The organism is Sulfuricurvum sp. PD_MW2, assembly GCF_002633015.1.
Lineage (GTDB): Bacteria > Campylobacterota > Campylobacteria > Campylobacterales > Sulfurimonadaceae > Sulfuricurvum.
Genome location: NZ_NSIU01000037.1, coordinates 1 through 10254, shown reverse-complemented (window position 1 = coordinate 10254; position 10254 = coordinate 1). Strand labels below are relative to the sequence as shown.

Sequence of the window (10254 nt, the reverse complement as noted above, 5' to 3'; positions counted from 1 at the left end):
AGCTATGGAATTTAACAATAATCTTTGAGAATACAAGGAATCCATAAATAGACCGCAAGCAACACCACAAGAAGTTGAAAAAGTTAAGCGACAGATTGAATATTCAAATCGTCTTGTAAAAGCCCACAATGTTATGAAAGTACTTGATTTACCTGACGAACAAGATAATCCAATAAGAGAAATTCTTTTGAAACAAGATGATAATACTTTACTCGAACTGTCTAAGAAATCAAAACGAGAAATTCAAAATTTTTTGATTCAAGCAAGAAAAACAGAAAAAGATCTTAAAAGCAATGAACTCAATATAGAAAATCAAAAATTAGATGTAGATATCAAAAAAATAAAATCTGTTTTCACTCCACAAATCTTAGAAAAAAATCCAGATATAGCAGATGAATTTCAAAAATTAGATTCTGAAAAAGATAATAAGAATAAAGATGAGATTCTACAATCAATCTTAACAACATTAAAAGACCCAAAAAGACTAAAAACCATCATTGACCAACTATGATGAGCCGATAAAAATAATCCTCAATACGTAGAATTTAAAAATGCCTTACTTGGAGTAGACTCAGGCTTTGAGAGCTATTTCAAAGATTTGGAGAAGATGAATTCATGAAATAGTCTAAGTACAAATGAAATCGTTAAATGAATCGAAAAAGAGTCGGGTTGAATGATGAGTATCGATTTGAATTCAAATACTCCAATATCAAAAATGAGCCTTATTTGAAGCTCATATAGCTTTGATGAGGAAATCGATAAAAAGGCACTAGATAAGCTTACAGCAGAGAGCAAAGAACAACTAAACGAAGTTCAAAACAGCGGAGCTGTTTTGAATGGCTTGTACAAGCCATTTGACAACCTAGTATCTGAGCTTAGAAAGAATTGGTGAAAAGATAGTTATAAAGAGAATATGCAATGAGTTATTAGCAACATCTCAAAAGGCATTTTTAGTGAAGCCAATGATATGTATGAAAGAATGGGTATCAAATCAGACATTCAAGTAAAAGAAGTGGATTTCTCTGAATTGGTAAATGCAAGTTCGGAAAGTGATTTGAGACAAAAAGTAGAAAGAATCAAAGAAAAATTTGAACATATCAAAACTCAAATCCAAGAAGCACAAGCACAAACTATCAAGAAATATCAGATTGAAACAAAAGAACTTCTAACTAGAAAATCAGATGAGAAAAAGAAACAATTAGAAGTTTTGAATTTCATGAAAGGAAGTGGTTTTGATTTGATTCCAAAAGAGCTTAGTGATAGTATCATCGCAGAAATTCAAGGAGAAAGTCTAAAAATTCCCGGACTTGATATGAATATCAAAAATATCGATTTAAAAAACGGAAATTTCGGCGAAGATGCAATGTATCAATGAGGATGATTGAATGTAGCCTCTAAGACGAATATGGTGAAGTTTATGAACAAACTAATCAGCTGAGATATAAGCAAGCCTATGTCAGTTGATGCAGTTGCAAATTGAACTATGATGGCTGATCCAAGTGAACTTAACGGTAAATTTTTAGAAGCCGGAGTAGTGGATAGTTTGGGATGGAATAAATACAGAATGATGGAGAATTTGAAGAAGGTGGTTTAAACGGTAAAATCACAAGTGCTTTTTTTCATGCATAGTTTAGTTAATTACTGAAAGTGAATTAATAATTCTACATGAGCCGTATGAGAATAATTTTACTGAGGAATAAAAAATGAAAACAATTGAAAATTATAAATTCCGAGACATGATTTTAAAGATTGGTAAAAAGGCTATTAAAGAAGCGCAAGCGCGTAGTCTTGCAAATGGTGTGCCAAATGTTTATAGTCGTGGAGGTGTTGCGTATTTTCAAATGCCTGATGGTGAAATTACGTCAAAAGTTCCTAAAGAATATGAAGAAATTTATAAATAAGCTGAATAGCTTTTAGCTGTTATAAAAGAGACGTTGTTAAGATGGATTGGTGAGTACGAATTTTATGAAGCTTTGTGCTGTATCAGTGTTGATTCGACTATTGATTGATGTGACATTTGCTGTAACGTGAAGTTCAAATGTGTATGCTTTTTTCATGAGTTCATAATCATCGAGTTCTAATAAACTTCCGATTTCTTTTAATGTAGTCCATTTGGCATGGTGATTGTCTGATATACGAAGCTTTTGTCTCCATATGTCCATCAGATTTCTAAATTTTTCATCCATTAGTATCCTCCAACCGCCAAGGCTATAATAAACTGTCTGTTTTCAATTGTATATTAAATTTGTTAAAGAATCATTGTTGTGTATTTTATAAAAGCCACGTAGAGAAAGTCTGAGTAAGACGAAGAACGTGACGGGGACATCTCGAAAAGCTTATATTTATCGATTCTACTAGTAACAACACGCGCTAATTACTCAATATATGCTATACTTTTGCTAATAAAATCTGCGAAAAGGAGAATTATCATCATGGCAGTTAAACACATCAATCAAAACGCTAAAGAAGAAAGCGGGATTCTCCTTTCAGGAGCAGATGCAAATAAAGTATTTTCAATGTTTGCAGACAATAAAACATCATCGTATATCAAAGAGAAAAAAAGTAAATTACACTCTCTTTTTGCTAATAATAAACCCGTAACTGCTCGTTCTTAACGATTTATGTCTTCAATCGTTTCTTTGTCTAGTTTGTCAAGAAGCGAGTTTGATCGCCAGAAAAAATCCTTTTCCTGCACAAATAAAGATTTAGAAAACTATATTTCCCAATATGCTTTTGGTCATCAGAAAGAGGGACTTTTTCAAACCTATCTGTATTGTGATGATGAAAAGCATTTTTTAGGGTTTATCTCTTTCACTGTCGCTACGATTGAACGTGAAGTTGCGGATGGTAATATTGATATACCAAATTCGATTATGTATTCCATACCTGCTATCAAAATCACACGCTTATGTACTTTTGATACCCATTGTGGTCAGGGTGTAGGCACCAAGCTTATGCAGTTTGCACATATACTTGCTGTTTTACAGCAAAAGAAAATCGGATGCAGAGCTATCATCGTTGATAGTAAGCACGAAGCGATAGATTTTTACAAACAGTTTGATTTTGTAGAGATTAATAAAGAAGAGGGTAGTGATACCGTTTTTATGATTTATGACCTACTCAAACCAAGTGAATTGGTAGATATTATTCCAAGTATGATTGAATTTTGCGATCAATTTGATCTTCCTGATATTAGTGAAGTTTTAAGAGCTTAAATACTTAAATATAAAAGTATCTATTGGAATCCTAACAGGGCATTTGACATCATCAAAACAGCATCTTTTCCCGTATCAGGAGCCAACTTCGCATAGCGAAGAGTTTGGCTTATATCCTTGTGATTCATTAGTTTTTGAATTGTAAAAATCGGTGTTCCCGCTATCGCTAATTGACTTGCATATGTGTGTCTGAGGGTATGTATTACGGCTCTATCAATTGCATTGCTCGCTTCAATACCGTTATTGAACAAACGATTAAGAATAGGCTTGAGCCTATTTGAAATAAATTTCACTTCATCATTTGTGGTATCTTCTTGAAATAGTCTCTTTCCGTCATAGCTAATCAAAAAATCAGTTCGTTTGAAATGATTTTTAGCTGACCATTCTTTACAACGACTCATTGCCTCTTTTGATAAAAACCCCTTGTATGGTGTTCCATTTTTAAAGTCGAGTAGGGTGACAATACCATTTGTAAAATCGATGTCTTGAACTTTGATATTACAGATTGTTTTAATACGTCCTCCTGTTGAGAGGGAGAGAATTACAAAGAGTTCAAGTACTTCACCGTCCTTGTGCTTACGGATTTCTTGCATCAATATTTTTGTTTCCTCAATGGATAAATATCGTTGACGCTCGTTTTGAACCTTTTGTCTTTTGATAGACTTAATCGGATTATCACCTTTGAATTTCCCTTTGGAAATTGCATGGTTTATAATTGCAGATAAATCATTTATGAGATTATTTATTGTCTTGGAAGCATACACACGTTTTGTAGCTTCACAAATCTCTTTGGATTTGTCTCTCTGCCATTTCTCAATCAGTTCAGAACTAATATCAGTGATGTCGGTTTGCCCGAAGAGGGGAGAAAAATGTTTCTTGTAGTCCTTACGTCGTTTTTCATTATTTCGATTGTGTAATGCTTTATCTTCGAAATACAATTCAGCTAATTCATCAAGAGTGGCAATACTCTTTTTTTTGTATTTAACAACTGGTGCATCATCACCGAATTTCGCACGGTTGATAGCTTCGTTACGTTTCTGATGGCAGAACTCTTCTGTTATCCCCTCTGAGCGTTTTCCTATATGCACAGTCTTACTTTTGCTCGCAATTTTATATACGATATAATATGACCGATCATTATTATCTAAGGTTTCGTATTTGACTCCGGTGAATTTGCCGGAAGCAGTAAATCTTGCCATGATAATTCCTTTTCTTGTTACACCTATGTTACACCATAGGTGCTAAAAAATGGAAATTTTTGACTAAATTTGCAAAATGAATAAAAATCTAAAAGTGCCTAAAATAGGGAATTTGAAGAGCTTTTGAGAGATTTGATAAGGTATGAAAAATGCTAGATTAGCGGTTCGAGTCCGCCCACTGGTACCACGAGATTACCCTATTTTTAGGGCTTTCCCAACAACCTTTTTTTCATTTGTGCCCGTTTTGAGCCCAAACAAATCAAATTTTTCCTCGATTTTTATCTCTTCCGACTTAATAAATTTTGCATATCGTGTTAAAAGCATCTGTGTCGAAGTGTGACCCATAAGCCTAGATATATCGGTGATTTTCATTGTTCCGCTGTTCAGCATTTGAACGGCGAATGTATGCCGTGTGTTCTTTTGTTGACGATACGGTATCCCTAGTCGTTTGAGCATAGGTATCCAGCGAGCATCCCGTAATGAGGTTGCATCATTAAATGCTGAGCCCGTAGCTTTTGAGACGAATAGATAACCACCTGATAATCCCGTATAACGGTACTGATCTTGCAGATATGTCCAAAGGGTATCAAATATCGGTATTTGTCGAACTGATCCGAGCGTTTTAGGTGTTGTTTCATCACCTTGCGATATAGATCGCCGAACGTGAATTTTTCGTTTGTTCATATCAAGATCTGACCATTTGAGAGCTAGTATCTCCCCGATTCGCATCCCCGTGTAAAAGGCTACTGCTAAATAGTTGCGATACCAATCCTCAGACTCATTCAGCATTAAAGTAACTTCTTCGACTGTAAACGGCTCAATATCAGGTTTGCTTCGTGCAGGTAATCGGATTGCATCGACGGGGTTTCGATTGATGATCTCATCTTCAAACGCATAACGAAAAATAGATCGTAAAATCGTGAGTTTTTCAGCAACGGTTTTCGGAACTACTTTTTCGAGCTGTTTATTGACCCACACCCGGACATTGGTTGTTTTTATTAAATCAATCTGCTGTCCCCCAAAAAAGGGAATGATCTCGTTTTTGAGTATTCGAGAGTATTTGCTGAATGTATGAGCCTTTAAACGGTTCTGCTGTTCGCTTAGGTATATATCCGCATAATGATCGAATCGCGGAATGACTTTTTCTTCTTTTTGTCCACACTTAAGCTCGAATAGGAGCTCAGGGATGACTTTGTTTTCAATGAACTTGCGGTTTTCCTTTGTATCAGGCAGTCCTGTACTTTTGCGGATTCGGTCGAACCCGTGATAGTATGTTAGATACAGAGTTCCCGCTCTGCTGTAAAGCTTCATGCGTGATTTCCTTTCCTCGCATCCACTTTTCCAACTCAACAGCGTCAAAACGAATCATACCGTTTTTACCGTCAGGTTTGAAATAGTGTACATTAAGACGGAATGTACCGTCAGACATTTTCTTTTTGATAAATGAGACTGATATGCTGAAATACTCAGCTACTTGCTCGTATGTTAAAAAGCCTTTCATTTAAGCTCTTTATATAGATTTGTTTTGTTTGATACTTTGATTTTTTGACATAAAAATATCCTAAGGGATTAATTTCTTACATAAAAAAGGGTTTCAGTTAAAAATATTTACAGAGTATTTATCAAAGGATAAAATAGAAACTCTAGTATGGAAGGTCTATGTTACAAGGGAGAAGTGTTTTATTACACTATACTACGCACGAGTTATTTTTGTAAGATGACACATTATACCATAATTTTGCTTAAAAGTCAATAGTATTTATTTTATTTTAAGTGTATTTATGATATTGGCACTCGTTTTATTCAACTTCTGAAAGCTTTTTTAATCTCTCATAGTGTTCTTTAGCCTCTTTTATAGCCTCTTCAAACTGAAAGCCCTGCATGATCTTTTTGTAAAGGGCAGGTTTGTCCTTACACCAGTTTCTAAGCGTTTTATAACGTAATTGAGATTGAAAGTTTAGTCATCATGAGAGAAAAAAACAAGAAGAAAGATAATGGTTATACCATAATTATTAAAGAATAAGCATAATACTGAATTTAGATTCATAAAATGCAACGTAATTGCAACACTGTTCAGTTATTATCATCTGTTTTTTAATATTCAATTAAAGGTATAACAATGGGTTTAACCAATAAGAAGATGCTTCTTACCCTATTATCATTGTGTGCAAGTACTTATCTTAGTGCAGATGATTCAATGGTATTGTCAATAGGTGCAACAAGCAATCATGCATCTTACTCTTATCCTGGAGCAGAAAGTAAAACTAAAGGATACGGTACGATTGCAACTTTGAGTAAGCCTGTATACAATGGCTGGATCGGGACAGGGATCATCGGGTATTCTAGCAATAATACCGATATCGATGCTAACAGCCGTCACAGTGATGTCGATGTAACGACATTGGGCTTAGCCGCGTCGAAATACATCGGACACGGCCGAAACGTGAGTTTCTCAGCATTGTACGGTAAAACGGCTATTGATTCTTCGGAGATTGTAAGCGGAAATCCTGCCAGTGATTCTATCGATGTCAATTCATGGATTTTCAGCGGAGGATTGACACAAGCTATTCCTCAAACGTTTGAAGGAGCTATGGCTCTCAGTGCTATGGTAACAACCATCAATAATAAAACGCAATCGTATACCAATGCAAGCGGAACTGCAGTAGGAAGAAGCACTTATGATATTAGTTATCTAACCGTTGGTGCAAAACAGACATGGAATACCCAAGGATATACTCCTTATGTTAGCTTACAGTACAATGTCTCTAATGAAGCGTTCACAACACAAACAGGGGATAAAACCTATTTCCGCTGGGGAACAGGAGTAAATAAAGATCTTTCTAAAGATATGATCGTTGGTCTCTCATTCTCAAAAATCTTCGGTAAAGATTACAGTTCGGGTGACAGCCTCGGATTCAATCTCATCAAAAAATTCTAAAGGATAATAATATGAAAATAGCAAATCTCGGCAAAGCAGGTCTTTTAGGCGTATTATTAGTATTTAATACAACTACACTTAATGCAGACGAAACTTCTACACAATCATCAGCCACTACATCAGCCACTCTATCTTGTTCTGAAGAGTCGTCCCCGTCGGATGATGATGATGCAACCTATATAGCCCCAACACCAGCAATGCAGATAAACGATAATACAAATAATATTATTAATAATACTACGACTTCAACACCTCAATGTCATCAATATGGCGCATTTGGTGAATGTTTATATTAAGGCCAAAATGAGGTTTTTATTATTTTTATTTTTGACTTTTCAGCATTCGTATGCTGAAGTCTTATTTTCTGATGAATCTTATTGGAAAAAACTATTACATTACAAAAATGATACATATAGTATTTCATCTCAAGAATTTTTCCTTTCAGGCAAATTAAACCCAACACTTTCCGAAGAATTGAATGCAACACTCAAAGTATTGAATTCTTCAGACGGGCAACAAATCGCTTGCCGTTTTCCTGCACGATATATATGGCTCAAATCGAAAACGGATTTGCCAAAGTACAATTTAAACGAATGCACAAAGCTAAAACATTTTGTCAGCTTCTTTCCTCTTGACGAAATAGACTTGCTCTATAAAGTTGGTACTTTTTCTTCTACCCAAAGTGCCTTTGGACATAATTATTTATTGTTTAAAAACAAAAACACTTCTTATGACTCTGCATTAGCAGTTGACGTTACCGCAAAAATAAAAAAGCAATTCATTTTTGACCATCTTCATGACGGCTTTAGCGGTAACTACAAAGCACGGTATCATAATAAATATTTTTACAAAGAATTGAATAAAGAAATTGCTGATAACCATTCTTTTATTCTTTATAAATTAAATTTGACTCCTGAAGAGTCAAGAATGATTATTTATCACCTTTACGAGCTTGACCATATAGATTTAAGGTACTATTATTTAAACGGAAACTGTACCTCCTATCTTGACGACCTATTAAGTCTTATCCATGAGGGAGCTAACGATTATCCAAATTTCATCGATCCACCGTCTGAATTATCGAAGATTTATAGCGATAGAATAACTCAAATGGGTTCGATAACATTAGACGATTATCACTACAAATATAATGACAACAATTTAACCAAAAACGAAAAATTTCACTATTTAAAAAAACAGGATTCTAAAGTTAATTACAATACAGTTCAAACAATTGACTGGACAGATTTTAATAAACCATCTGATTCAATCATCAATGATCCCTCTACAATTTCTATCGATGCTTATTCTCGTAAAGATTCGAATGGAATAGCAATAAACTATTCGTACTACGATAAAAGTATCCAAACACAATATAAAAAAATTGAACAACGTGCCGATCTGTCGTTGCTAACAATCGGACTGGATATCAAAAATGATCACACCTCATTAAATCGATTTGATCTGATAAATTTCAATAAATACTCTTTTGATGAATACTCATCACTTCACTTTCATTCGGGTTTAAATAGAGAAAATAAAGACTACCGATTGCGATACGAAAATGAATTCGGTAAAGGCTTACCCGTTCGCACAGGCAATCTGATCACCTATATGACATTGAACGGTGGATTTGAGAATATCGATTTTTATCTCAAACCGAGCATACGTACTTATTACGAATTCAGTGATAATACTCGAATCGGTGCAGGGTATTACCATAAATTTATCGGCAGTGATTTTTATCAAACTGAGCTGATGTTTGAGCGCAAAATCAATACATTCGACGTTACCGTACGCTATACCGAGAATAACGGTCAAGAAAATCAACGGCTTATGTTGGGTATCGGATACCATTTCTAGTTTGTGTGAGCTAACGAATAAGTGAGGTCATTCTGTCAGATTAAACAGAAATAACCTTTTACACTAATAACCTCAAATGTTTCTCATAGACTTATAATTTTATAACTCTATTTCAAAATATCTTTGAGGATTTTTCCTCACCTCACATGCTAAAAAATAACCTTAAAATCTAATAATCTCCCCCGTCTTATGAAATTCTTATAAACCATCGTTTGTGAGAAGATTTCATTTTGAGAATAAATCAATCAAAACAGGGCGTTCATCATTCTCAAAATATATTCTCATAATTAAGTTATCAAATGCTATAATACAGATGAGTTTTGAGAATAAGGAGAAAGTTAAATGCTGATAGGTTACGCTCGTGTCTCAACAAAAGATCAAAATCTAGATTTACAGATTCAAGCCTTGGAACAAGCAGGCTGTGAGAAAATCTATGATGATAAAATCAGTGGTTCTAGAACAGAAAGGGAAGGGCTTGCTAAAGCATTGGAACAGCTTAGAGCAGGTGACACGTTTGTTGTATGGAAACTAGATCGCCTTGGGCGTACCACTAAAGGGCTGATAGATTTTGTCAATGAGCTAAGTACAAGAGAAGTTAATTTTAGATCATTGACAGATAATATAGATACCTCATCGGCTCAGGGGCGTTTCTTCTTCCATGTGATGAGTGCTTTAGCTGAAATGGAAAAAGCTTTAATAGTTGAACGAACACAAGCAGGGTTAGCAGTGGCAAAGGCTCAAGGGCGAACAGGTGGAAGAAAACGATTATTTACAGATGATAAAATCAAAATGGCTAAAAAGCTCTTAGAGGCAGGAACATTACCTAAAGATGTTGCAGAAACATTAGGTGTATCAATCCCAACCCTTTATAGACATTTGCCTGCTAATACATAACGCAGAATATTTATCTTTTGAATGAGGACAATCGCTATATTAGGCATATTATAGCTAGGGGCATTATCAAGTAAATCCTATAGGAAGTTCTAGCTTACTTAACACGTTTAAATAAATAAAAATAAACATCGTATAAGCTATCTAG

Annotated in this window: 13 protein-coding genes; 9 read left to right on the top strand and 4 right to left on the bottom strand. The window is 34.8% G+C overall.

The genetic code is table 11. The annotated features are described in order from the left end of the window. The first annotated feature begins 133 nt into the window (after positions 1 to 133). The 3 genes from CJD30_RS11040 to CJD30_RS11030 all read left to right on the top strand — a co-directional run bounded on the left by CJD30_RS11040 (position 134) and on the right by CJD30_RS11030 (position 1901). Positions 134 to 511, top strand: coding sequence for a hypothetical protein (locus tag CJD30_RS11040; protein WP_294919056.1), 378 nt, complete (start codon positions 134 to 136; stop codon positions 509 to 511). 468 nt (positions 512 to 979) lie between these two features. Then, positions 980 to 1375: a hypothetical protein gene (locus CJD30_RS11035; protein WP_294919054.1), complete on the top strand. Its 396-nt coding sequence runs from the start codon at positions 980 to 982 to the stop codon at positions 1373 to 1375. Positions 1376 to 1703: 328 nt separating this feature from the next. Continuing rightward, complete coding sequence (locus CJD30_RS11030) at positions 1704 to 1901, top strand: hypothetical protein (protein ID WP_294919052.1); 198 nt, start codon at positions 1704 to 1706, stop codon at positions 1899 to 1901. 36 nt (positions 1902 to 1937) lie between these two features. Here the strand turns inward: CJD30_RS11030 and CJD30_RS11025 are convergent, their stop codons facing one another. Further along, the gene (locus CJD30_RS11025; RefSeq protein ID WP_294919050.1) at positions 1938 to 2162 is read right to left on the bottom strand and encodes a hypothetical protein; all 225 of its coding nucleotides are present in this window, start codon (positions 2160 to 2162) and stop codon (positions 1938 to 1940) included. 270 nt (positions 2163 to 2432) lie between these two features. Between CJD30_RS11025 and CJD30_RS11020 the strand changes: the two genes are divergently transcribed. Both CJD30_RS11020 and CJD30_RS11015 read left to right on the top strand, forming a co-directional pair. Next, positions 2433 to 2615: a hypothetical protein gene (locus tag CJD30_RS11020; protein WP_294919048.1), complete on the top strand. Its 183-nt coding sequence runs from the start codon at positions 2433 to 2435 to the stop codon at positions 2613 to 2615. A 6-nt stretch (positions 2616 to 2621) separates the two neighbouring features. Continuing rightward, positions 2622 to 3215, top strand: coding sequence for a GNAT family N-acetyltransferase (locus CJD30_RS11015; RefSeq protein ID WP_294919046.1), 594 nt, complete (start codon positions 2622 to 2624; stop codon positions 3213 to 3215). Positions 3216 to 3235: 20 nt separating this feature from the next. Here the strand turns inward: CJD30_RS11015 and CJD30_RS11010 are convergent, their stop codons facing one another. The 3 genes from CJD30_RS11010 to CJD30_RS11745 form a co-directional block, all read right to left on the bottom strand. Then, entirely contained in the window at positions 3236 to 4414 is a 1179-nt protein-coding gene (locus CJD30_RS11010; RefSeq protein WP_294919044.1) for a site-specific integrase, read from the bottom strand. A gap of 192 nt (positions 4415 to 4606) precedes the next feature. Next, positions 4607 to 5725 (bottom strand): tyrosine-type recombinase/integrase, encoded by a 1119-nt coding sequence (locus tag CJD30_RS11005; RefSeq protein ID WP_294919043.1) that lies wholly within the window; start codon positions 5723 to 5725, stop codon positions 4607 to 4609. Continuing rightward, positions 5640 to 5915, bottom strand: coding sequence for a helix-turn-helix domain-containing protein (locus CJD30_RS11745; protein WP_366722941.1), 276 nt, complete (start codon positions 5913 to 5915; stop codon positions 5640 to 5642). The genes CJD30_RS11005 and CJD30_RS11745 overlap by 86 nt, the downstream gene beginning before the upstream one ends. Positions 5916 to 6533: 618 nt before the next feature. Here CJD30_RS11745 and CJD30_RS11000 point away from each other — a divergent pair. The 4 genes from CJD30_RS11000 to CJD30_RS10985 all read left to right on the top strand — a co-directional run bounded on the left by CJD30_RS11000 (position 6534) and on the right by CJD30_RS10985 (position 10109). Next, positions 6534 to 7352, top strand: coding sequence for an autotransporter domain-containing protein (locus CJD30_RS11000; protein WP_294919041.1), 819 nt, complete (start codon positions 6534 to 6536; stop codon positions 7350 to 7352). A gap of 11 nt (positions 7353 to 7363) precedes the next feature. Further along, positions 7364 to 7648 carry a hypothetical protein gene (locus CJD30_RS10995; protein ID WP_294919039.1) on the top strand — a complete coding sequence of 95 codons (285 nt, stop codon included), beginning with the start codon at positions 7364 to 7366 and terminating at the stop codon, positions 7646 to 7648. 7 nt (positions 7649 to 7655) lie between these two features. After that, positions 7656 to 9215 carry a DUF4105 domain-containing protein gene (locus CJD30_RS10990; protein ID WP_294919037.1) on the top strand — a complete coding sequence of 520 codons (1560 nt, stop codon included), beginning with the start codon at positions 7656 to 7658 and terminating at the stop codon, positions 9213 to 9215. Positions 9216 to 9557: 342 nt separating this feature from the next. Then, positions 9558 to 10109, top strand: a complete 552-nt coding sequence (locus CJD30_RS10985; RefSeq protein WP_294919035.1) for a recombinase family protein — start codon at positions 9558 to 9560, stop codon at positions 10107 to 10109. The last annotated feature ends 145 nt before the right edge of the window (positions 10110 to 10254 follow it).

Bases quoted from the DNA above. Each gene is read 5' to 3' on its own strand.
- CJD30_RS11005 (WP_294919043.1), bottom strand. From the start codon at position 5,725: ATGAAGCTTTACAGCAGAGCGGGAACTCTGTATCTAACATACTATCAC.
- CJD30_RS10985 (WP_294919035.1), top strand. From the start codon at position 9,558: ATGCTGATAGGTTACGCTCGTGTCTCAACAAAAGATCAAAATCTAGAT.
- CJD30_RS11000 (WP_294919041.1), top strand. From the start codon at position 6,534: ATGGGTTTAACCAATAAGAAGATGCTTCTTACCCTATTATCATTGTGT.
- CJD30_RS11745 (WP_366722941.1), bottom strand. From the start codon at position 5,915: ATGAAAGGCTTTTTAACATACGAGCAAGTAGCTGAGTATTTCAGCATA.
- CJD30_RS11015 (WP_294919046.1), top strand. From the start codon at position 2,622: ATGTCTTCAATCGTTTCTTTGTCTAGTTTGTCAAGAAGCGAGTTTGAT.
- CJD30_RS11025 (WP_294919050.1), bottom strand. From the start codon at position 2,162: ATGGACATATGGAGACAAAAGCTTCGTATATCAGACAATCACCATGCC.
- CJD30_RS11020 (WP_294919048.1), top strand. From the start codon at position 2,433: ATGGCAGTTAAACACATCAATCAAAACGCTAAAGAAGAAAGCGGGATT.
- CJD30_RS11030 (WP_294919052.1), top strand. From the start codon at position 1,704: ATGAAAACAATTGAAAATTATAAATTCCGAGACATGATTTTAAAGATT.
- CJD30_RS10990 (WP_294919037.1), top strand. From the start codon at position 7,656: ATGAGGTTTTTATTATTTTTATTTTTGACTTTTCAGCATTCGTATGCT.
- CJD30_RS11040 (WP_294919056.1), top strand. From the start codon at position 134: ATGAAAGTACTTGATTTACCTGACGAACAAGATAATCCAATAAGAGAA.
- CJD30_RS11010 (WP_294919044.1), bottom strand. From the start codon at position 4,414: ATGGCAAGATTTACTGCTTCCGGCAAATTCACCGGAGTCAAATACGAA.
- CJD30_RS10995 (WP_294919039.1), top strand. From the start codon at position 7,364: ATGAAAATAGCAAATCTCGGCAAAGCAGGTCTTTTAGGCGTATTATTA.
- CJD30_RS11035 (WP_294919054.1), top strand. From the start codon at position 980: ATGGGTATCAAATCAGACATTCAAGTAAAAGAAGTGGATTTCTCTGAA.